The organism is Paenibacillus sp. J22R67 (assembly GCF_059692175.1).
Window position 1 is genome coordinate 104628 of record NZ_JCAUAX010000006.1, and the last position, 22030, is coordinate 126657.

A 22030-nucleotide genomic window follows, 5' to 3' on the forward strand; every position below is an offset into this window, starting at 1 on the left:
AGCGTTTCCAATTACCCTCAAAGGAATTCAAGATTTCGGCGGTTCGCTCCCGTTTCCACTGCCATTCCCATTTCCGTTCGTACTTCCATTCCCGTTTCCATTTCCATTGAAAAAAGTAGTCGTAAGTGCCTTGATTTTTTCCATAAATTTACCATACCCGTATCCGGTCAAAAAAGCGATAGAGATTCGTGCGGACATGGAATCGTCAACCTGCAGCAGCATAATGCCGCTTTCGAATAGGACGATGGTGATGATAGCAGAACCGAAACAGAGGATAGGCCGCATGAAATACCAGTACATCCACTGCGGGGTCAGGTCGTGATAATGCTCGTGGAACATCCTGAGGCCGTATAACGCTCCACCCAAAGCACCAGCAAAGCCAAAGCAGGCGTATTCATGGTACAGGCTTACGTCAACACCTAACAGCTTACCCTGAACGGACCCGCTGCCGAGCACAGCCATCATCCAGAGACTGCCGATGAACCATGCGAGCAAATAAACAAAGATCGTCTGCTTGCCGAAACGTTTCAAGGGGTCCAAAAAAAATCACCGCCCTATACATGGTTAATACCATTGTATGAGCGGTGTTGTTGTTGATGCCTGCCGATAGGGGCGTTGGTCGGATAACTTTAAATACTGAATGATCGCTCTAGAGCAATCTTGGGCACCGAACTTCTGATGCTTGCGGATCGTGATGCGGCGTTTCGAGAGCTCGGGATACTGCTCCAGCAGCAGCTTGAACCAGTGGTCGACCATTTCGAGCGATGTAATCATTTGACCGTAACCTTGATCCTGAAAATACTGGCAATTCATTTCTTCCTGCCCTGGAATAGGGCTGTAGAACAGCATTGGAATGCCTTTGGCCATAGCCTCTGTGCAGGTCATCCCACCAGGTTTGGTGATCAATAAATCCGAAATGTCCATCAGCTTATTAATCTCATTGGTGTACCCAATCAGATGGATATTCGGCTGTCGGAAAATCTCTTCCTCTAACAGCTGCTGGCGCGCTTTCTCGTTCGTCCCAAGACAAATGAGAAGCTGTATATCCTTGCTCCAACTGGCCAAATACGTTAGCAACTCTTCTTTTTCTTCCTTTTTAAAAACACCCCAGCCGCCGCCCATCACCATCACCGTAGGCATGGCGTTAAGCCCGAACTGCTTGCGGGTCTGCACTTTGCTATGTTCGAGATGGAAATCAGGGTGCACGGGAATCCCTGTGACTTCGATGTTCGTCTCCGGTACGCCGCGAGCGATTAGACGCTCCTGCACTTTCGGCGTAGAGACAAGGTATTTGTCTACAGCAGAGTCAATCCAAGTGCCATGCACATCATAATCGGTGATGACGGTGAACAGAGGTACCGTAAGTCCGGCACGTTTCAAACGAGAAACGATGATGCTCGGAAAAGGATGCGTACACACGATAATATCCGGTTTGAGTTGCTGGATGATCGCTTTGGTTTGGGAATAAAACATCCGGTGCAGGAAAAGCCCAGCAAAACGGCCCAGCGACTTTTCATATTGATTGCGGTAAAGCATACCATAGAGTTTGGGTTGTGAAGTAACCGTGCGGCGGTATGCCGAGAAGATCCAAGGTGCAAGGGTAGGGTGCAAAAATGCGCCGAGCTCAATAACACGCGTAATAATTTCCGAAGAGTTCTGTCTCAGCTCAACGGAAAGAGCGTGTGCAGCTTGTGTATGACCTTTCCCGAAGCCCTCAGAAAAGAGCAAAATCCGTTTTTTTCGCAAGGAACTCACCTTTCTTTGACAACCATATCAATCTTATTCGTAGATCAGACGTAATTTGCGGGTAAATCCCTGCAAGTTAGACGCTAAGCGTTGCTTTCAGCTTCGATGCGTAGCATTTGCGGCAGACAGGGACATAACTCTCATTGCCGCCAATTTGAATCTGCTCACCATGGAAAATAGGCTCTCCGTCCTTGCAGCGCATGTTCATGATCGCTTTCTTATCGCAGTACCAGCAGACCGTCTTAATTTCCTCAATCGTGTCGGCTGCTGCAATCAGCGCAGTGCTTCCTTCAAAGAGTTGCCCCATGAAATCCGCCCGCAAGCCATACGCGATAACAGGGATGTTCAAATCATCGACAATCGTGATCAACTGAGCGACCTGTTGTTTGTTCAAGAATTGAGCCTCGTCTACAAGAATGCAGTTGGGAGACTCAACTTGCGCGAGTTCAATCATATCCAAGTTATCGTCTACAACAATGGCATTCTTTTGCATACCAATTCGAGATACGACCTTGCCAACGCCAAAACGGTCATCAACGACGGAGGTCAAAAGGAGAACTTTTTTACCTTGTTCTTCATAATTATGCGCAACGCGCAGTACTTCAATGGATTTACCGCTGTTCATCGTACCATAACGGAAATATAATTTTGCCAAGCTGGCCAGTCCCCTCTGTAGGTCTAGGATCGAATGGATGTATGACTATATGTTAAAAAAATAAGTAGCTGAAAGAGATTGAAGCTCTTCTAATATCACGGCAGCTTGGAAGCTTGTTTCCGAAGCTGGTTTGTCGCCGATCAGCGGCTGTTTCTTGTATATTTTACGAATACTGACTTCTATACTGCCTTTAACTGGCTCTTCTGTAATCTGAATACGATGGGGTTCGTACATCAAGACATTCATCGTGTCCCTAGCTATAGGGTTTGCACTTTGCAATAGCTCCTGAATGAGCTCATGATCCAATAAGGATGGAAGTCGTTCTTTCATGCCCGGGTTCGTTTCGCAGTGATGAGCAACCGCTTTGGCGAGCAGCGCATCCATGGCAAGGAACGGTGGGCTAAGGAAAATACGGTGGTCTTCCACGACTGCATGAACGAGGGCTGCCGCCGTTTCTTCATCTGTTTCTATATAATTCCCGCGAAGGCGAAGCTTTCGGACGAGATCAGAAGGCGGCATGAGCTGCTGCCCTGCATAGGCAGTATCCCGCAGAAAACTGTCCAGATGATCAAGACCCATCAAGGAAGTTTTATTCGTTAGAGGGCTGTCCTGATTCAAAATGGACACGATCGCCGCTGGGGAGATACCATGCTCAGTCAGGATGTCAGCAACTGTTCCATTCAGGATCAATCGCTCTGTATGTTGATGGTGGTCATAACCGAGTGTTCGTTCCACCGCATGCGAAAAGGGCAAATGGCCGATGTCATGCAAAAGTGCAGCAATGCGAAGCAAAGGTTCATCCGGGCAAAAATGGGCCATCAAGGACCACACACCTACTGTGTGCTCGAACCGTGAATGGGTCATTGGTGAAAAAAGCGCGGAAGCTCCGAAGTGATGCAAAAACTTCAAACGGCGAACCGGCTGCGATCGGAAAAGCTGGACTTCAACCGGATGGGCTGGTATGTGCCACTTATAAAGGGGCTCCCAAATCATCCCAGTCGAAAAAGTATGCTGTAGACTCAAAGCAGCGTTCCTCCTAGGCTGTGGAATCTGGATGTATATTTCATTTCAGCGCATTAGCTATCATAGCATGAAACATAGAAAGTTTGCTATCATGAGCGTATGAAAAGGCACCGTAAAACATGCACGACAAGCTGCAAATCCAATGAATAAGGAGGCAGAAGGTCATCCTTACCCGCCACTTCCTTTTTTTAGGACTATCTTATAAAAATATTAAAATGAAAACCTTTACATTTAGATTGAACTATACTATTTCTGGTGTTAATATAATATAAAAAATATTGAGACTATTTCATCAATTTGTATTATTCAATATATTTGGATGGGAATAGGCGCCACCATGTTTCGACAGTTCAATACTTTAAAGCGTACATTGGACAAAGTGAGTCCAAAAACCAGAAAAGAAAGGTTGCACAACATGACCAAAAACGGGTTACCTCCCAAGCAAGGATTGTACGATCCTCAGTTCGAGCGTGATGCCTGCGGTATTGGCTTTGTAGCCAATATTAAAGGTGTTAAGTCGCATGAAATCGTCAAGCAAGCGCTTCGTGTACTTTGCAATTTAGATCATCGCGGTGGTCAAGGCAGTGAGCAAAACACAGGCGACGGAGCGGGAATTTTGATGCAAATTCCGGATGCGTATCTCCAGATTGCTTGTGCGGAGGAGAACATCAAGCTTCCTGCAGCAGGTCACTATGGTGTAGGTATGGTCTATTTGCCTCAGGATCTGGAGGCACGCCAAGCATGCGAGAAAATCATTGAGCGCATTGTTAGCGAGGAAGATCAGCAATTCTTAGGTTGGCGAACTGTTCCTACGGATAACAGCTCACTTGGAGAATCCGCACAGTCGGCAGAACCTTTCGTACGTCAAGTATTCATTGGAGAAAGTGCGGGTGTGGCGAGCAATCTCGATTTTGAACGGAAGCTATATGTCATACGTAAACTTTCTGAAAACGCTATCAAATCGTCGCTTCAGGATGCGCAATTTTACTATTCTAGCTTGTCTAGCCGAACAATCGTTTATAAAGGGATGTTGACGCCTGAGCAGGTCGACGCTTACTACGTGGAGTTGCAGGACGAGAAGGTAGAGTCTGCGCTTGCGCTCGTTCACTCCCGTTTCAGTACGAACACATTCCCAAGCTGGGAGCGTGCGCATCCTTACCGCTACCTGATTCATAATGGTGAAATCAACACCTTGCGTGGAAATGTGAACTGGATGTATGCGCGTCAGGCGATGTGCGATTCGGAACTATTTGGCGAAGATTTCAAACGCATTCTTCCTATTATTGATACGGACGGCTCCGATTCACAAATGTTTGATAATACACTCGAATTCCTCATGCTGTCAGGACGCTCACTGCCGCATGCAGCGATGATGATGGTGCCTGAGCCGTGGTCCAAGCATGAGTCTATGGATGATGCCAAAAAAGCATTTTACGAGTACCACAGCACACTCATGGAACCATGGGATGGACCGGCGGCAATTGCCTTCACGGACGGCAGTCAGATCGGCGCTATCCTTGATCGCAACGGTTTGCGTCCATCACGTTATTATGTCACTACGGATGATTTGATCGTTTTGGCCTCAGAAGTTGGTGTCTTGGACATTGAGCCTGAACGAATTTTGTACAAAGATCGCCTCAGACCAGGGCGCATGCTGCTTGTTGATACCGTAGCAGGCCGCATTGTAGCTGACGAAGAAATTAAGAGCGGCATTGCCAGCGAGCAGCCTTATCGCGATTGGTTGAACGAGCATCTCATTTCACTCGAGGATTTGGACGATGCGCCTATCGTGCTTGGTTCCGATCATGACACGGTCTTGCAGCGTCAGCAAGCTTTTGGATATACATTTGAGCAGCTGCGCAAAATTCTTGAGCCTATGGCCAAAACAGGCGTAGACCCTATCGGCTCTATGGGTACAGATGCACCGCTGGCTGTGCTGTCCGACCGGCCGCAGCTGTTATACAACTACTTTAAACAGTTGTTCGCGCAGGTCACGAATCCGCCGATCGATGCGAATTTCGAAGAAATTATCACAGCGCAGGGGACAACGATTGGGCCAGAACGCAATCTAATAAGCCCTGAGCCGGCGAGCTGCCGCCAGATTCGTTTGAAAACGCCATTCCTCTCTAATGAAGAACTGGCGAAGCTGCGTCATATTCAGCGTGACGGCTTTAAAACAGTAACGCTGCCTACACTGTTTGAGGCCGCTCAAGGTACCACAGGCTTGGAAAGCGCGATGCTAGCTCTTTATGCGGCCGCAGATACAGCCATCCAGGACGGCGCTTCCCTGTTAATCCTTTCAGATCGCGGCGTTGACATCCAAAAGGCTCCAATTCCCGCGCTGCTAGCAACGTCAGGACTGCATCACCATTTGATTCGCCAAGGCACACGGACCAAAGTCAGCTTGCTTGTCGAGTCCGGCGAGCCGCGCGAAGTGCATCATTTTGCTTTGCTGCTTGGTTATGGTGCAGGCGCGATCAATCCGTATCTGGCTTTGGAAACGTTAGATGACATGATCAGACGCAACCAGCTTGTTGGGATGGATCATGATAAAGCAACTTACAACTACATTAAGGCAGTGACCAAAGGCGTCGTCAAAGTTTTGGCGAAAATGGGCATTTCCACGATTCAAAGTTATCGTGGGGCACAAATATTCGAAGCGATCGGGCTCAGCCAAGAGCTGGTCGATGCGTATTTCACATGGACCTATACGCCGGTTGGCGGTGTAGGTATCGATGTTGTGGCTACAGAAGCGGTGCTTCGCCACAAGCGAGCCTTCTCTGAGCAAGAGGGACGCGATAAGGTGCTCGATACCGGTGGTGATCTGCAGTGGCGCCGAGATGGGGAAGACCATCTGTATACACCGGAAACGGTGCATGCCCTTCAATCAGCGGTTCGTACGAACAGTTACGCCCAGTATAAGAACTTCACGAAGCTCATCAAGCGTGAAGATGAGAAATATATGGCTTTACGCGGGCTGCTAACCTTCAAGGCAGGCCGTCAACCGATCCCGATCGAAGAGGTGGAGCCGATCGAATCGATCTTTAAGCGCTTCAAGACCGGAGCCATGTCCTACGGCTCCATCTCCAAAGAAGCGCATGAGACGATTGCGATCGCGATGAACCGCATCGGCGGCAAGAGCAACACCGGCGAGGGCGGCGAGCATCCGGAGCGTTTCACGCCGGATGCGAACGGCGACCTTCGCCGCAGCGCGATCAAGCAGGTGGCGTCCGGCCGCTTCGGCGTCACGAGCCATTATCTCGTCAATGCCGACGAGATTCAGATCAAGATGGCGCAGGGCGCGAAGCCCGGCGAGGGCGGTCAGCTCCCAGGCACCAAGGTTTACCCTTGGGTAGCTGAGGTTCGCGGCGTTACGCCAGGCGTAGGCTTGATTTCACCTCCGCCGCATCACGATATTTATTCGATCGAGGATCTCGCAGAGCTGATCCACGATCTCAAGAATGCCAACCCGCGTGCACGAATCAGCGTTAAGCTGGTATCCGAGGTTGGGGTTGGCACGATCGCCGCCGGCGTAGCCAAAGGGAAAGCGGACGTGGTCCTCATCTCCGGCTACGACGGAGGAACGGGCGCGTCGCCGCAGACGAGTATTCGTCACGCGGGACTGCCGTGGGAGCTAGGTCTGGCGGAGACGCATCAGACTCTCGTGCTCAACAACCTGCGCAGCCGTATCACCGTCGAGACGGATGGCAAGCTGATGACAGGGCGCGACGTTGTCGTTGCTGCGCTGCTCGGTGCCGAGGAGTTCGGCTTCGCGACAACTCCGCTGATTACCATCGGCTGCGTGATGATGCGCGTGTGCCATCTGGATACTTGTCCGGTTGGCGTGGCTACGCAAAATCCGGAGCTTCGCAAGAAATTTGCCGGCGATCCGCAGCATGTTGTGAATTTCATGACCTTCATCGCGCAGGATGTGCGTGAGCTGATGGCTGAGCTTGGCTTCCGCACCATTGAGGAAATGGTTGGCCGCACAGATGTGCTTGAGTCCAAGCAAGCTGTAGCGCACTGGAAAGCCAAAGGCGTTGATTTATCGCCGCTCCTGCACCAGCCGGATGTCGGTGAGGATGTGGGTCGATTCTGCCAAATGGCGCAAGACCACGGCTTGGATCGCTCTTTGGACGTTAGCAAGCTGCTTGAGGTCTGCGAACCCGCGATTGAGCGTAAGGAACATGTGCATGTGAGCATGGACATCGCTAACACGAATCGTGTGGTCGGCACAATCATCGGCAGTGAAGTGACGCGCCGTCATGGCGTGGAAGGTTTGCCGCACGATACCATTCGCTTACATTTTAACGGCTCAGCCGGGCAAAGCTTTGGCGCTTTTGTGCCGAAGGGGATTACACTCTCCCTTGAAGGAGATGCGAATGACTATGTGGGCAAAGGGTTATCCGGCGGCAAGATTGTTATTTTCCCGCCTGCCCAGTCCACTTTTATCCCAGAAGAGAATGTGATCATTGGAAATACGGCTTTCTATGGAGCTACAGATGGTGATGCCTACATTCGAGGCATTGCTGGTGAACGTTTCTGTGTTAGAAACAGCGGTGTACGCGCAGTTGTCGAAGGCGTCGGCGATCATGGCTGTGAATATATGACAGGCGGCCGTGTTGTTGTTCTAGGCTCGACTGGCCGTAACTTTGCGGCAGGGATGTCAGGTGGAATTGCCTACGTACTCGATGAGAAAGGCGATTTTGCCGACAAGGTGAACAAAGAGATGATCCATCTTGAGCAGGTCGAGGAAGCTTTTGAAATGAATGAACTGAGAACGATGATTCAGCATCATGCTACATTTACGGATAGCAGCGTTGCCCACCGCGTCATACAGCACTGGGATGAATACGTTTGGAAGTTCGTGAAGGTGATACCGAAGGACTACAAGCGGATGTTTGATGCCATCGAGAAGGTGAAACGATCCGGACTTGGCCAGCAAGAGGCAATCATGGTTGCTTTCGAGGCGAATATGCGGGATGTTTCCCGTGTCGGTGGGAACTAACGAATCAGAGCAGAGGCTTACGGCGTAAGTTTTGTTGAAGCAAAACTCTTAGGAGGGATTAGACGTTCATGGGTAAACCAACCGGTTTTATAGAACATCGCCGTGAAGTGGCAACCGAGGCTGCTCCGCTGGTCCGAATTGGCCATTGGAAAGAGTTCGCGACACCGCTGACGGATGATAAATTGCAGACGCAAGGTTCAAGATGTATGGATTGCGGCATTCCATTTTGCCACACGGGAGCTTTGATCAGCGGCATGGCTGCTGGCTGCCCGGTTAACAATCTCATTCCGGAATGGAATGACCTCGTGTATCGTGGACAATGGCGGGAAGCGCTGGATCGTTTGCACAAAACGAATAACTTCCCAGAGTTCACGGGTCGTGTATGCCCGGCGCCATGTGAGGGCTCCTGTACAGTGGGGCTTAAGGACACGCCAGTTACGATCAAAAGCATCGAGAAAGCCATTATCGATAAAGGCTTCACTGAAGGCTGGATCAGGCCTGAGCCGCCTGAACTGCGTACAGGCAAAAAGGTTGCCGTCGTAGGCTCGGGTCCTTCCGGACTCGCTGCCGCAGCGCAGCTGAACAAGGCCGGTCACTGGGTTACGGTGTTCGAGCGCGCGGACCGCGTGGGCGGACTGCTGATGTACGGCATCCCGAACATGAAGCTGGACAAAAAGTATGTCCAGCGCCGTGTGGACCTGCTTGAAGCCGAGGGCGTCACGTTCATTACCTCCGCGCACGTCGGTGTGAACTATCCGATTGAGAAGCTTCAAGAGGAGTTCGATGCCATCGTGCTGTGCGGTGGAGCCACCAAAGGGCGCGACCTTCCGATTGAAGGCCGCGAGCTTGGCGGTGTTCACCTGGCGATGGAATTCCTCAGCAAGAATACGAAAAGCTTGCTGGATACAGGGCATTCCGACGGTGAGTTTATCTCCGCCGAAGGCAAAGACGTGATCGTCATCGGCGGCGGTGATACGGGGACGGACTGCGTGGGCACCTCTTTGCGTCACAAGTGCAAAAGCGTGACGCAGTTCGAGATCATGCCGAAGTCTCCGGAGACGCGTCCAGCGAACAATCCTTGGCCGGAGTGGCCGAAGGTGCTCAAAGTAGACTACGGCCAACAAGAGGCTGCTGCGGTTCAAGGCGAGGACCCGCGCCAGTACTTAATCAACACGAAGAAATTCGTGGGGGATGAGCACGGCAACTTGAAAGAGCTGCACACGGTGCTGATCGAGTGGCAGAAGAACGAGAAAGGCGCGTTCGTCCCTGTGGAAGTACCCGGCAGCGAGAAAGTGTATCCAGCGCAGCTGGTACTGATCGCGATGGGTTTCACAGGACCGGAGAATACGGTGCTGGATCAGCTTGGCGTCGCCAAAGACGAGCGTTCCAACGCGAAGGCGGAGTACGGCAAGTTTGCGACGAGCGTGGATGGCGTTTTTGCCGCTGGAGATATGCGTCGCGGGCAAAGCCTTGTCGTCTGGGCGATCAATGAGGGGCGCGCGGTGGCTCGTGAGGTTGATCGTTATTTGATGGGATCGTCGAATTTACCATAGAACGGAAAACGGAAAATGAAAAGGAAGGCCTCTTTGGTTAGGGGCCTTCCTTTTTGGTTGTGTAAGAAGTTGTGTTTGGATGATCTGGAGCTGTTGGACGAGCAAGTCCCCACACCGGCTAGATCTACCAGATCTTCTTGCCCAGGAAGATCTCCTGTGCCTCCCCAGTATCTAACGGACTGAGCCGACTTTATTTGAGGCATTTCGGCCGGATACAAGTTCTAACGGACTCAGGAGAGGCTAACGGCCATGAAATAACCTAATACTGCTCTAGAATTTGCAATTAACGCCCGCTCAGTCCGTTAGTTCCAAATAGAACGTCGAATTTTTAAAATAACGGCTTCTGAGTCCGAAACTTGCTACTGAAACCGCCGAATCGCCGGCACACAAAGCACACTGGCGACAATGGCCAGGCCGATCGAAGCGAATATCGTGATAGTGATCACGCCACCGATTTGATCAGCAATCCAGCCGACAAGGAAATAGCTCAAGGGCAATAAGGCAAAGGAGCCTAACAAATCCAAACTGACCACTCGCCCGAAAGCTTCGGGTGGCACTAATTCCTGAAGGCTGGTCTCCCAGATGAGACCGAAAATCATGAGTCCGAAGCCTTGGACGGCCATGAGCAGCGAAAGCACAATAGGTGACGTTGTGAAGGTCATCGTTAGCAGCGCAGCGCCACTCAGGATCACTGCGCCATAGGCGAGTATGCCACGGTGACGCCACTGCGTTTTGGACCCAAAGAGAAGTGCTGCCGTAATAGCTCCAGCACCGGAGCAAGTGATGCCTACCCCGTAAACGAGTGGATCGAGCCCCAGATGAACCTTGAACAGCCAAGGGACGAGAATGACAATAATGCCCGTGTAGCAAATATTAATGAAACAAAAGGCAAGGATCGTGATCCAAAGCCAGGGATGACCTTTGAGGATCGTGATTCCTTCAAGGAATTCACGCTTCCATGCGAAGGAGGGCTTGCTTGTTGAGGTTTCTGACTTATTTTGATGCGAAACTAGTGATTTTTTTACTAACAACAACAGACACACGTAGGAGATTAGATAGGTTAGTGCATCCAAGCCGAATCCATAACTGGCAGACATGGAGGAAATAATGAGCCCGCCTAGGATGGGGCCAATGATCCTGACCCCTTGATTACTCACTTGTGTCAGCGCATTGGCGGCATTGCGAATGTCCGGTGTGAACACGGTGGCTCGCACTGCGGAATAAGCCGGGTGAAAAAGTCCTTCCATAAGGCCATAAAGGCTTACCAAACCAAAAAGCAAACGAACGGACAAGGCGTCTGAGAAAATAAGCACCGCAATGGCTAACATGACGATGAAGCGGACGATATCGGAAAGCATCATAATTCTCACACGATCATAGCGGTCGACAATCCATCCCGAGAGGGGGAGCATGAGGACGTAAGGCAGCATATAGGCAGTCATAACCAAGCCCATCATCGTTGTTGACCCTGTAAGCGAGTAAACGACCATTGGTAAAATAACGGTTGTGACAGAGCCCCCAAGCATCGAAATGAGTTGACTTAGCCATAAATAAGGGAAAGCGCGCGATTGGATAAAAGGAAGCAGGAACTGGTCCAACATGCGTGTCTTCTTTTTGAGTGGTGCATCGATTTGCATAGGAATGTGCCCCTTCAGTACATTTCATAGTTTGAGTAGATGATAGGCCAAGAATAGTAGAAGGGCGATTGGAAGTCAATGGGAAATCAAAAAGGTGAACATTTCCGCAACTTCATGTACAATAAGATGGATAAGCAGTGGAACTGTTGCTGCGACATGAAACGGTAATGGAGGAAGCCCATGAAGAAAGAGAATCTCATGACGGCTGCGGAGCTGTATGCGCTGTTGGCCGAGAATGGCGAGGACGCTCCAGAATTTGACGCGGATGAACCCATGGGGACACAACATCTGTTATTACTGCAAAAAGTGGTCCTACTTCTTTCGCGGCAGGTAGCCGATCTTCAATCTCAGCTTCATGAGCACCATGAACTCCATAACAAGCAGCAGGAACAGCTGCTTCGGCAAATGCATCATCAGATGGAGCATAAGCTCTATGAGCAGATTATTAACCGGGTTGCCGGAAGACTCGACTCTCCGGTGGAAGAGGAACGGATCGAGCTGCAGGCCATCGATGAAGCGCCTTCAACAGCATTGACTCTGTATTCGGAAAGTCAAGCACGGGTGGAGGAGCAGCCTACTTATTCCAGAGTGAAAAGTTACCGGAAAATCCGCAAGAGAAAAAAGGGCTTTCTAGAAAAGCTTTTTGAGTAGTTAGAGCTACGGGGCTTGCATAGGAGGAACAGCGGTCCGCTATTTGTCGGGAGATAGCCATATCGCAACAAACAGAGGGTTTCCCAAAAGTCATCAAATGACCGAGGGAGGCCTCTTTTTTTGAACTTATAGGACAGCCTCATCAGATTAACGGGAATTATCAAATATTGGAGGATTTCGCGTTAAATTTAGCGTGGCAAGCGCCACTTGCATGAACGGTTGTAGTTTATCCGTGCGGTCATCGCAGATCTTTCCGCCAAGGCTTGGCCAGTGAGTAGCGTCCGGCGGAGATGTACGAACCTAAACTTCATAGAAAAAGAAGCTTTCCCAAAAGTCATCAAATGACCGAGGGAGAGCCTCACCTTTTACCGCTTCGCACACGGCTGCTTCACACTAAAGCATACCTTCCTCATGCGCCTTCTTAGAAGCCTGTACACGGTCGCGAACGTCCATTTTGGAGTAAATGCTGGAAATGTAATTTTTCACTGTGCCTTCGGAAAGGAAAAGCTTCTCGGCGATTTCCCGATTGTTCAGCCCATCAGCGATGCAGTGCAGCACCTGCACTTCGCGCTCGCTCAGTCCGTAAGTATCGGTGCGGGCAGGCTCCTCGCCCGACGGCCTAGACACACCGTTATCGCGAACGGTTGACTCAGCAGCGCCTCTGGCTTGCTGCACGAGCATTCTCGCGATGTCCTGTGGGATGAGGGTGCCGCCTTGATGCACCCATTTGATGCCGGCGGCCAAATCCTTAGGATGAATGGCCTTAAGCAGATAGCCTTCAGCTCCCGCTCCCAAGGCGTCAACGACATAGGTGATCTCCTGGAAGGTAGTCAGGATAATGACACGGATTTGCGGCCATGTCTCCTTGATCTTCCGGGTGGCTTCGACGCCATCCATAACAGGCATGTGAATGTCCATCAGGACGACATCAGGGAGATGTTCTTCGCACTGCTGGATGGCGACACGGCCGTTCTCGGCTAAACCCACGACTTCAATGTCTGGGTCCATGCCCAGCACAATGTGGAGGCTTTCACGTATTAAATCCTGGTCGTCGACCAGGAGCAATTTCAGTGGGACATTGTTCATACGGGATTCCTCCTAGCGTAACGTGCTTGTGTGTTGTTAGCCATATTGTACCATCCAATGCTTACAGCTTGAAAGAAAGGTTTTAAAAAGAAGGTAAACGCTTAGCAGGAATGAAGCACTCGACAATTGTCCCTTGACCTACGGCTGAGCTTACCTGTAGTGTCCCTTGCAGCGCAAAGATCCGCTCCTGCATGGCATTAATTCCAAAGCCGACCTTGAGTTGCTCTGTGCCGACGCCATCATCTTCAATGCGAATGCCGACACCATCGTCCACATAATTGAGCTTGATTTCCACAGTGGTAGCGCGGCCATGCCGTTTGGCATTCGTTAAGGACTCCTGCAAACAGCGAATGAGGGAGAGCTTGGTTTGTTTAGGAATATCAAATTCCTCCCCAACAGTCGTAAAACGGATCTGAGTGCCAGTATGGAGGGCAAATTCGTTTGCCAGCCTTGTTAATTGTTGCGATAGCAGCATATCGCCTTCTTTGGGCACCATTTGATGAATGCTGCGCCGCACTTCTTCCAAGCCGTTGCGAGTGACCGTTCGCAGGACGTCGAGCTTTTCTTTGGCTTTGTCAGGCGCGGCTTCAATTAAATAGGAAACAGCGTCCATGCCCATGATGACGGAAGTAAATGTATGCCCGACGGTATCGTGCAGCTCGCGAGCCATCCGATTGCGTTCCTCCAGCAGGGTCAACTGCTCGATTTGGTTGGCGTACTGCTCTAAGGCATTATTTTGCTCATGGATTAAATAGTATTGACGTTGATTTTCCGCTAAAAGCTTTTCCGTTTTCTCATTAGAGGTTACAACTCTCTGCAAGCTAAGGCCAATGGCGAAAAATAGCACCGCATTCAGAATGATGCTAAATAACTCGCTAACACCCATCCCCATACCTCGATGAATAATCAAGAAATAGGCAACAGGCATGGCGACCAGTGAGATTGGAGCGGCCCACCAAGCATTTTTTCGATCCGTGAGGAATCCAATGACCATTAATGGGCAATTAATAGTAAGGTAGGCATCTTCTTGCATCCATGATAGATAGATTTGTAGAGGAATACCTGTGAGTAATACGGAAATCGGGTACATCGTTGTGTTAATGTAGGTAGGTCTCCAAAATAAAAAAGGAACACCGTACGATAGAAGCAGGGCTAATATGGTTAAAAAGATATTACCGTGCTCATTTTCATTCATATGGAGCAGCGCGTAAAGCAGGCCAAGCAGTACAGAGCCGGTCAAAACGATAAATAAGGACCACTCCACGCCATGCCAAGGTCTTCTTTGAATCATAGAGGAACTCCTTCTAGGTAAAATCGTATAAGATCATTGTACCTAATTGTTGGGAAAATCCATAGTGAGCGCAGTCATATTGTAGGCAGCAATTCTGTATGACTCTTATGACTTATAGCGGTAGGGAGCGATAAAAGATGGCAGCAGCAGCCAAAGACCAATCGCCGATTGTACAAATCGAGCGAATTACCAAACGAATCGGCGCTAAGACGATTATTGATCAATTAACCTTCGACGTCCCGCGTGGGGAAGTTTTTGGATTTCTAGGCCCGAATGGGGCTGGTAAAACAACAACGATCCGAATGATGGTCGGACTCATGTCGATTACGGAAGGGGATATCCGGATTGGCGGGTATTCCATTCGGACCCATTTTGAACAAGCGATTCGGCATGTTGGCGCAATTGTTGAAAATCCAGAAATGTATAAGTTTCTGAGCGGTTATCACAATTTGGTCCATTACGCCAGGATGTTCCCGGGAATAGGAGAGGAACGCATTCAAGAGGTCATTGAGCTTGTAGGCATGGAAAACCGGATTCATGATAAGGTGAAAACTTACTCTTTGGGAATGCGCCAAAGACTCGGAATTGCACAGGCGCTATTGCATAAGCCGGATGTGCTTATCCTGGATGAGCCTACGAACGGCCTAGATCCAGCTGGTATTCGCGAGCTGCGCGATCATTTGCGCAAGTTGACGCGCGAGGATGGCATATCGGTCATTGTGTCCAGCCATCTACTGGCGGAGATGGAGCTTATGTGCGACCGGGTTGCCATTATTCAGAACGGAAAACTGGTGGATGTCAGGCTGATCAAAGAGTATGCCCGGTCGGACGGCAAGCTCCATGTTGCTTTTGAAGTGTCGTCGCCGGATAAGGCATTAGCTTTGGCTGCTGCACATTCTGTCAAGGCTGAGGTAGAGGGTGATGATCTGATCTTGATGCTCGATAAGGAAGAAACCGCCCTGTGGAACAAACGATTTGTAGAGGCAGGACTTGCTGTCTACGGAATCCGTACGGCAACGAAGTCGCTGGAGGATCAATTCTTAGAAATGACGGGGAGTGATCCAATTGCTTAATTTAATCCAAAATGAACAGATGAAAATTTATCGCAGGCTGCGCACGTGGATACTGGGCCTGCTGCTAATCGTTATTGTCGTCTTGGCCGGTCTGGTTTCGCATCCGGGTGCTGATGACGCAAGCGATCAATGGAAGGTTAGAGCGACAGAGACCATTGAGTATAATAAGAAAGAGTTGGAAAACAACAATCTTTCGGAAAAATCCAAACAAGAGATGAAGGAAGAAAATGCGCTTCAACAATACAGGTTAGACCATAATATCCCGCCAACGGAGAACACGCTCTGGGGTGGAGCCATTAGGGCCTCTGTCATAATCATCGTAGTGACACTGTTTACAGTCATTATTGCCGGGGATATGGTGGCCGGCGAGTTCACTTGGGGAACGATTAAGCTGCTGCTTATTCGTCCAGCGAGCCGGGCCAAAATTCTTCTCTCCAAATATATAACAACACTTCTGTTTGCTGTGACCCTGTTGATTGTCATGTTTATCACGGCACTCATCGTGAATGGGTTCCTGTATGGCTTCCAAAACCTTGGACTTCCTCACCTGACAGTAGACGCAGAGGGGCAAGTGCATAAAGGGAGTATGCTGGTATACACGCTAGCGACTTATGGGCTGAAGTTGATTGAGCTCGTGATGATTGTGACGTTGGCGTTTATGATCTCAACCGTATTCCGCAGTTCCTCTTTGGCCATCGGTCTCAGTATCTTCATCATGTTTGCCGGGCAGGTCATTACCATGCTGCTCCTGAGATACAGCTGGGGCAAATACTTCCTATTTGCCAATACGGATCTTACGCCGTACTTAGAGGGACAGCCGCTTGCGGAAGGAATGACACTTGGATTTTCCATTGTTGTCCTGATCGTCTACTTCCTGGTATTCAACTTGCTTTCCTGGGAAATATTCCGCAGACGCGATGTGGCGGCGTAAGCTTCCGCACATACAGAAAAAGACGATTCCTAAGGTTACTTTCAACCCGTGGGATCGTCTTTTTGCGTGTTATTTATTTCATGATATACGACTGAATAGTGGTGGGAACTTCCTGTAAGGAACCAAGTTGGTAGAAGGCCCCTTGAGGTGCGATATCGATCGTTCCTGTGTTGTACACCCAGTCCTGCGCGACTGGAATGTGAATGGAGTGGATGCCGGCATGGAGGGCAGGCAACACATCCGTTTTGACGGAGTTTCCAATCATCCACGTATGTTTGCGATCAAAGCCTTGCTCATGCATGATCGTTTCCATGAATTCCTTGGTCTTGTGCACGGTGACAAAGATTCGGTCATGAAAGTAGGTGTCTAAGCTCAGGTCCTTGACCTTTTTCATTTGGATCGAAGCATCGCCGCCAGTGTACAGAAAGAGCCGATGGCCATCTTGCTGCAGCTGATCGAGCGTTTCGTTCATGAGCGGATAAGGTTCGACCGTGTATTCGTAAACGGTATGGCCTAATTGCATCAGCCATGATTCTTCTTTGGCGCTCATTTTCCGGTTGAAATGCCCGCTAAACCATTGATACGTTTCAACAAATGATTTGGGGAAACGTTCGGGCATAAAGCCATGGATATGGATGCCGGCGAGATCAATTTGGAGCTGTTTTTGTTTAATATCATGCGCAACAAGCCCGTGTCCGGAAAACCATGTGAGCATGAGATCAACGAACTGGTCAATAACCACATCAAAATATTTATTGCAATGCACTAATGTATCATCAAGATCAAAAAGTATCGATTGTTCTTTCATAGGCCATGTCTCCTGCATCAGTTAGAAATGAATTTCCAACCATTATACCATGCTCTTATCCCATCTCCTAGGGGAGCTTTGATGATGCTTTTCCTTACATAGCAATGGTATTTCCTTTGTAAGCGCCATTTGCAGCGGGTGCTTGCGGATTATTGCTATCCAGTTCGTTTCTTGGCTGAGGTGATGCTGTGGCAGTTGCAGTCTCCATTTTGCTGTTTCCTTGGAATTGCCCGCCTTCTTCAATAATGAAGGAAGCCGCGCTAATATTACCTTGCAGCGAGCCCGTTGACGTTATGGTCAGTTTACCTTTGGTGATGATATTGCCATGGACATTCCCTGCAAGAATCACATCTCTGGCTGAAACATTGGACTTCACTACGCCGCGCTCCCCGATGATAACATCCCCGGCACATTCGATATCTCCTGTGATGCCGCCTTCAATGCGAATACTAGCTTCGGATTTAATGCGTCCTTCAAAGGTGGTCCCTTCTCCAATCAACGTATCTGTCGTATTTGGATTCATAAGATTTTTCTTGGATTTAAACATGCTGTCTAGTCATCCTTTCGATTCGCTTTGAGATATGGTTTAGGATCAATGCTTTCCCCATTTTTGAGCACTTCATAATGAAGGTGGGGACCAGTGCTGCGTCCTGTGGAGCCAACTAGGCCTATAGTACTACCCTTGACTACGTTGTCTCCATTATTGACAAGTATTTTATTTAAATGCATGTACCAAGTGCGTAGGCCCTTGGAATGCTCGATGACGATGTTATTGCCGTGATAAATATCCTTTCCGGTACTGACGACCTTTCCATCAGCGGTGGCGTAGACGGCATCATTCTCCCTGGCCCCGAAGTCAATGCCGGAGTGAAAGCTCGGGCGACGCGTAAAGGGGTCGGTTCTATAACCAAACGTTGACGTGACGATCTTGACATTCGTCGGGTACAGCGTTGGCGTTATGGCGAGCAGGTGCTGTTTATCAGCAACCTTTTGTTTCGTTTCGGTTAGACTGGTTTGCAGTTCTTTCACTTCGCTGTTTAGAGCTGTAAAAGAGGCAGATGCCTGCTCGCCAAGCTGCATAATGGCTTCCTGAGAAGCTGGATAAGGACTCCCGCCTATTCCACTGATCGCGACAGGAGGAGACTGTTCCTCCGCAGGTTTGTTTACGCTATTTGCTGTCGTGCTGGCAACCGCTTTGCCGGTTTCGTTGGCATCGAGCCCAGCAATGGATTTGAGATCGTTCTCGAATTTTTTCATTTCTTCGACTTGCGACTTCATCTGCTCCGCTTGCTGAGACAGTTGAATGACTTCATTTTGCAGTTGTTCAATTGCTTTGTCTTTCGAGGTTAAAGTGGCGTTCCATTGCTGGTTCGCTCCACTAAGTTTAGCTTGCAGCGCATTGGCCTTCTTCGTGGTTTGCGCGTGCAGGGCATACGTAATGAGGGTTATTAGGAGCAGCAGTGAAAAGCTGGCCCCTGCGATATAAGCGAATAAATGGGGTACTCGAAACCTGACGACCGATTGATTGGCATCTGGTATGATCACCAGCGTCAGTTTTTTGGGTTTCCATTTGAGCTTCATAAAGGCTAATTTGTCTCCTTATCGTGGTTGAATTTGGTAAACTTTATCTAACAACAAGATTCGTCATGATCCGATAAAAACCTTCCTTATACCTAGTGGTCCTAGTCAAAATGAGTCGAAAGTAGGAAGGAATAGTGTCGTATATAATCGAATCTTCATAGTAATTACAGGTTAGACAGCAGATTTGGAGTGGAGGCACGCATGATTAAGTTAGCAGGTATTGATATTGGTAACGACAGCATTAAGCTGGTTCTCGATGGTTCCAGGGAACCTTTGGTCATCCCGAACATTATTGCGCCGGGTTACGAAAGGCATATTTTACAGGAAGAGGATTCCCCTTGGAAAGCGCTCGATGTCATGATTTACAGTCCCTCTCTTTCCCAAAGAAATCAGCGTTATTTCGTCGGACAGCTTGCGCTGGAGCACGAAGACAACCTGGAGCTTGAAGACACCGATAATAAGGCGGTTTCGGATCAATCCCTCATCGTCGCGCTTACTGCGCTGGCCTATCAAGGTCTTGCCACTCAAGCCATCAACAGCGGTTATGGCTCTGTGGATGAAGTCGAATATACGCTGGGAACGGGTTTGCCGGTTCGGTCATTTGCGAAGTACAATCAACAGTTCGAGCAAAGATTGCTTGGCGAGCATGAAGTGACGTTCCTATCCACACCGCAATTTCATAACCGCAAAATTAAAGTGACCATTCGTAAGGTTGCTGTTTCGATTGAAGGCGCTGCTGCTATTTTCCATCTAGCCACCCACGATAGTTTGCAGGTGAAGGACGAAGAAATTTACAACGGTTGTATCGGCGTTTGTGAAATTGGCGCGCTGACCACTGATTTCCCTGTTATCAAACGGATGGCGATAGACAATCATTTCAGCCATGGCGAGCAAATTGGCATCGCTACGTATCTTGATGCGGTCATTCGCGATGTGGAAGATGCTTACAGCTATGTGTTTCCAAGTCGTGCCAAGCTCGTACAGCGTATTAAGCAACGTGATTTCACGATTCAATTGCTTGGTGAAGGGCAAGTTGACATCAGGCCGATCGTTGATCAGCACTTCCGGCGTGCAGCTTTGCGCATGATCGAAATGATCAAGAAACGCTGGCGCAAATATCCCGACATTCAATGTTTTTATGTCATTGGTGGCGGCGCATCTGCCCTAAGACCCTACATCCAAGAGGCGGCAGGTTCACTGAAATTACGTTTCGCGAATGAAAGCGAATTTCTCAATATGTATGGCTACCTGAAGGTGGCCAAAAGTCGGTTAAACCAGGGAGTTCCTGTCTAAACTGAGCAAGCACCTGTGAATCAGGTGCTTTTTTTGCGCCCGGAATCATTTGCCGGCTTCCAATTGTTTCAGTTGACTCACCTCCATATAAGTCGTAAAAGCAGTCAAAAACATGCAAATGGCGAAAATGAAGGCGCAGACTGTCCCGATGCTGGAATGGTATTTACTGAACATAAGTCCTATCATCAAGCAAAGGGCCGCAAGGACTATTAACGCATTACCTCCCCAAAGCCAGTGCTTGTACGATAGCCGTTGACTGAGCTTTCCAATTTTCTGAGACGCTTGCACGCCAGAAGGCTGACCGCCAGGCGAGTTATTATTCGTATCGGCTTGATTACTCAGCTTGCGTTTCTTCCGAGCGGCGGCTATCAGGAGAATGGCCATCACCAAAGGCTGGTAACCAAGAGCGAAAACGGGAGCGCTATAGTTAGAGAACGCTAATAGATCTGTTGTAGTTTTGAATGACAACAGCGTTGTCATCACCATGAACAGTGCGACCGGCTTATTAATCGTTGGATAGTTGCGCTTATCTAGGATGGCGGAGATACCCAGAAGAAGCGCCATATAGATCGCAATCATTTTACAAGCAACGGTAGGATACCAGATCATCAAGATGATGAGATCCACACGATCGAGAAAGTCGGTGACATGAATGGTTTGGACCAAATTGTACACGGGATACAAGAAATTTCCCGGCATCTTGGGTCCAAGAACGACCAAGACTAAGAAAATCGCTATGGTGAGCAGGAAAATTCCGAGCAGTGATCCATGCCGGATGGAAGACCTAACTTGATTGGGGTTGCTCATCATGTGAAGAAAGGCCCCGAGAATGAAGATGTCTCCTGCACTGCCGATGGTAAGCAAAGAGCTTGCAGCGACACGATCCAGGGGCATCGTCATTGCGGGCGTAACAAGCCGGAAATAAAACTCGTTAGACAGCAAGAGCGGCATGCTCAGTACCGTAATGACAAAGAGCGGGTAGAACAAATCATTCACCCGGGCAATCACTTCCACGCTGCTTTTGCCAAAATAAATCAGCAGTAGGCAAGGCAGCAAAGTTAATATTTCAAGCGGTGTATTGTGAAGCAAGAGCGTTGTACTAAACCGTGAGACGGATGAGATATCGCGCATCACAATTTGCCAGAAATGAAACAGCATAATCAGATTAATGACGGTACCGCCAAAACGGCCCAGCACCTCTTGTGCAATTTCGAAAATATTCTTTTGTGGATAGAGTTTGGTGATGTAGCCGAAAAAGCTCGCCACCCCAAAAACATAGAAAACAGATGGTAAGTAACTGTACCAGGCATCCATCTGTGAGACGCGAATCAGTACATTTTGTAAGGTGAGAATCCCTCCGCTTGTGATGACAGAAGAAGCTAACCAGGAGAGTTGCCGCTGATTGATCACTTGTTTTCTATCCATGGTGAATTCCGCCTTTTCCCTTTAATCCTTAGCCCTTAAATACCTAGCATTCGCGCAAACCAAGGGGAAACTGTATGAATAAAGAAACGCGAAGGCATGGGGATTGTCCAATGCAAGTACTTGCTAAAGAAGAGGCCTAAGGTGAGAAAAGTGAAAAGACCATAGGTGATCTTGATTGAGCCTTTCTCTTGCCTCAGCATCCTGCGATCGATGAGCAGCGAGCCTGCCATAGTAACCAGAAAACATATCATGAATATGCGATCCATAGG

Annotated in this window: 18 protein-coding genes; 6 read left to right on the forward strand and 12 right to left on the reverse strand. The window is 49.1% G+C overall.

Going from position 1 to position 22030, the window contains the following annotated elements; all coding sequences use genetic code 11:
- Positions 1-27: 27 nt before the first annotated feature.
- The 4 genes from AC58VC_RS22530 to AC58VC_RS22545 form a co-directional block, all read right to left on the reverse strand.
- Positions 28-540: a hypothetical protein gene (locus tag AC58VC_RS22530; RefSeq protein WP_497371543.1), complete on the reverse strand. Its 513-nt coding sequence runs from the start codon at positions 538-540 to the stop codon at positions 28-30.
- Between the two features lie 24 nt (positions 541-564).
- Positions 565-1746, reverse strand: a complete 1182-nt coding sequence (locus tag AC58VC_RS22535; protein ID WP_497371545.1) for an MGDG synthase family glycosyltransferase — start codon at positions 1744-1746, stop codon at positions 565-567.
- A gap of 76 nt (positions 1747-1822) precedes the next feature.
- A complete protein-coding gene (locus tag AC58VC_RS22540) occupies positions 1823-2401 on the reverse strand; it encodes a thymidine kinase (protein WP_497371547.1) in 579 nt (192 codons plus the stop codon).
- A 45-nt stretch (positions 2402-2446) separates the two neighbouring features.
- Positions 2447-3424 (reverse strand): HD domain-containing protein, encoded by a 978-nt coding sequence (locus AC58VC_RS22545; RefSeq protein WP_497371549.1) that lies wholly within the window; start codon positions 3422-3424, stop codon positions 2447-2449.
- Between the two features lie 415 nt (positions 3425-3839).
- Here AC58VC_RS22545 and gltB point away from each other — a divergent pair, with 415 nt between their 5' ends.
- Both gltB and AC58VC_RS22555 read left to right on the forward strand, forming a co-directional pair.
- Positions 3840-8432, forward strand: a complete 4593-nt coding sequence (gene gltB / locus AC58VC_RS22550) for a glutamate synthase large subunit (protein ID WP_497371551.1) — start codon at positions 3840-3842, stop codon at positions 8430-8432.
- Between the two features lie 68 nt (positions 8433-8500).
- Complete coding sequence (locus tag AC58VC_RS22555) at positions 8501-9985, forward strand: glutamate synthase subunit beta (protein ID WP_497371553.1); 1485 nt, start codon at positions 8501-8503, stop codon at positions 9983-9985.
- A 359-nt stretch (positions 9986-10344) separates the two neighbouring features.
- On the opposite strand, the gene AC58VC_RS22560 is transcribed toward AC58VC_RS22555, so the two are convergent.
- Positions 10345-11622 (reverse strand): MFS transporter, encoded by a 1278-nt coding sequence (locus AC58VC_RS22560; protein WP_497371555.1) that lies wholly within the window; start codon positions 11620-11622, stop codon positions 10345-10347.
- A 180-nt stretch (positions 11623-11802) separates the two neighbouring features.
- On the opposite strand from AC58VC_RS22560, the gene AC58VC_RS22565 reads away from it, so the two are divergent.
- Positions 11803-12273: a hypothetical protein gene (locus AC58VC_RS22565; RefSeq protein WP_497371557.1), complete on the forward strand. Its 471-nt coding sequence runs from the start codon at positions 11803-11805 to the stop codon at positions 12271-12273.
- Between the two features lie 393 nt (positions 12274-12666).
- On the opposite strand, the gene AC58VC_RS22570 is transcribed toward AC58VC_RS22565, so the two are convergent.
- Both AC58VC_RS22570 and AC58VC_RS22575 read right to left on the reverse strand, forming a co-directional pair.
- The gene (locus tag AC58VC_RS22570; RefSeq protein ID WP_497371559.1) at positions 12667-13359 is read right to left on the reverse strand and encodes a response regulator; all 693 of its coding nucleotides are present in this window, start codon (positions 13357-13359) and stop codon (positions 12667-12669) included.
- 82 nt (positions 13360-13441) lie between these two features.
- Complete coding sequence (locus AC58VC_RS22575) at positions 13442-14650, reverse strand: sensor histidine kinase (RefSeq protein ID WP_497371561.1); 1209 nt, start codon at positions 14648-14650, stop codon at positions 13442-13444.
- Positions 14651-14787: 137 nt separating this feature from the next.
- Between AC58VC_RS22575 and AC58VC_RS22580 the strand changes: the two genes are divergently transcribed.
- Both AC58VC_RS22580 and AC58VC_RS22585 read left to right on the forward strand, forming a co-directional pair.
- Positions 14788-15723 (forward strand): ABC transporter ATP-binding protein, encoded by a 936-nt coding sequence (locus tag AC58VC_RS22580; RefSeq protein WP_497371563.1) that lies wholly within the window; start codon positions 14788-14790, stop codon positions 15721-15723.
- Positions 15724-15742: 19 nt separating this feature from the next.
- Entirely contained in the window at positions 15743-16654 is a 912-nt protein-coding gene (locus AC58VC_RS22585; RefSeq protein WP_497371565.1) for an ABC transporter permease, read from the forward strand.
- A 73-nt stretch (positions 16655-16727) separates the two neighbouring features.
- On the opposite strand, the gene AC58VC_RS22590 is transcribed toward AC58VC_RS22585, so the two are convergent.
- The 3 genes from AC58VC_RS22590 to AC58VC_RS22600 all read right to left on the reverse strand — a co-directional run bounded on the left by AC58VC_RS22590 (position 16728) and on the right by AC58VC_RS22600 (position 19043).
- Complete coding sequence (locus AC58VC_RS22590) at positions 16728-17462, reverse strand: HAD family hydrolase (protein WP_497371567.1); 735 nt, start codon at positions 17460-17462, stop codon at positions 16728-16730.
- Positions 17463-17556: 94 nt separating this feature from the next.
- Positions 17557-18009: a bactofilin family protein gene (locus tag AC58VC_RS22595; protein WP_497371569.1), complete on the reverse strand. Its 453-nt coding sequence runs from the start codon at positions 18007-18009 to the stop codon at positions 17557-17559.
- Positions 18010-18014: 5 nt separating this feature from the next.
- Entirely contained in the window at positions 18015-19043 is a 1029-nt protein-coding gene (locus tag AC58VC_RS22600) for a M23 family metallopeptidase (protein WP_497371571.1), read from the reverse strand.
- Positions 19044-19244: 201 nt separating this feature from the next.
- On the opposite strand from AC58VC_RS22600, the gene AC58VC_RS22605 reads away from it, so the two are divergent.
- Positions 19245-20336 (forward strand): ParM/StbA family protein, encoded by a 1092-nt coding sequence (locus tag AC58VC_RS22605; protein WP_497371573.1) that lies wholly within the window; start codon positions 19245-19247, stop codon positions 20334-20336.
- Positions 20337-20381: 45 nt separating this feature from the next.
- Here the strand turns inward: AC58VC_RS22605 and AC58VC_RS22610 are convergent, their stop codons facing one another.
- Positions 20382-21761 (reverse strand): GerAB/ArcD/ProY family transporter, encoded by a 1380-nt coding sequence (locus AC58VC_RS22610; protein WP_497371575.1) that lies wholly within the window; start codon positions 21759-21761, stop codon positions 20382-20384.
- Positions 21762-21796: 35 nt separating this feature from the next.
- Positions 21797-22027 (reverse strand): hypothetical protein, encoded by a 231-nt coding sequence (locus AC58VC_RS22615; RefSeq protein WP_497371577.1) that lies wholly within the window; start codon positions 22025-22027, stop codon positions 21797-21799.
- Positions 22028-22030: the final 3 nt, after the last annotated feature.

What these genes read in the sequence shown, in the direction of transcription:
- gltB (WP_497371551.1), top strand. Translation starts at nt 3,840, where the DNA reads ATGACCAAAAACGGGTTACCTCCCAAGCAAGGATTGTACGATCCTCAG.
- AC58VC_RS22555 (WP_497371553.1), top strand. Translation starts at nt 8,501, where the DNA reads ATGGGTAAACCAACCGGTTTTATAGAACATCGCCGTGAAGTGGCAACC.
- AC58VC_RS22560 (WP_497371555.1), bottom strand. Translation starts at nt 11,622, where the DNA reads ATGCAAATCGATGCACCACTCAAAAAGAAGACACGCATGTTGGACCAG.
- AC58VC_RS22565 (WP_497371557.1), top strand. Translation starts at nt 11,803, where the DNA reads ATGAAGAAAGAGAATCTCATGACGGCTGCGGAGCTGTATGCGCTGTTG.
- AC58VC_RS22570 (WP_497371559.1), bottom strand. Translation starts at nt 13,359, where the DNA reads ATGAACAATGTCCCACTGAAATTGCTCCTGGTCGACGACCAGGATTTA.
- AC58VC_RS22575 (WP_497371561.1), bottom strand. Translation starts at nt 14,650, where the DNA reads ATGATTCAAAGAAGACCTTGGCATGGCGTGGAGTGGTCCTTATTTATC.
- AC58VC_RS22580 (WP_497371563.1), top strand. Translation starts at nt 14,788, where the DNA reads ATGGCAGCAGCAGCCAAAGACCAATCGCCGATTGTACAAATCGAGCGA.
- AC58VC_RS22585 (WP_497371565.1), top strand. Translation starts at nt 15,743, where the DNA reads ATGAAAATTTATCGCAGGCTGCGCACGTGGATACTGGGCCTGCTGCTA.
- AC58VC_RS22590 (WP_497371567.1), bottom strand. Translation starts at nt 17,462, where the DNA reads ATGAAAGAACAATCGATACTTTTTGATCTTGATGATACATTAGTGCAT.
- AC58VC_RS22595 (WP_497371569.1), bottom strand. Translation starts at nt 18,009, where the DNA reads ATGTTTAAATCCAAGAAAAATCTTATGAATCCAAATACGACAGATACG.
- AC58VC_RS22600 (WP_497371571.1), bottom strand. Translation starts at nt 19,043, where the DNA reads ATGAAGCTCAAATGGAAACCCAAAAAACTGACGCTGGTGATCATACCA.
- AC58VC_RS22605 (WP_497371573.1), top strand. Translation starts at nt 19,245, where the DNA reads ATGATTAAGTTAGCAGGTATTGATATTGGTAACGACAGCATTAAGCTG.
- AC58VC_RS22610 (WP_497371575.1), bottom strand. Translation starts at nt 21,761, where the DNA reads ATGGATAGAAAACAAGTGATCAATCAGCGGCAACTCTCCTGGTTAGCT.
- AC58VC_RS22615 (WP_497371577.1), bottom strand. Translation starts at nt 22,027, where the DNA reads ATGGATCGCATATTCATGATATGTTTTCTGGTTACTATGGCAGGCTCG.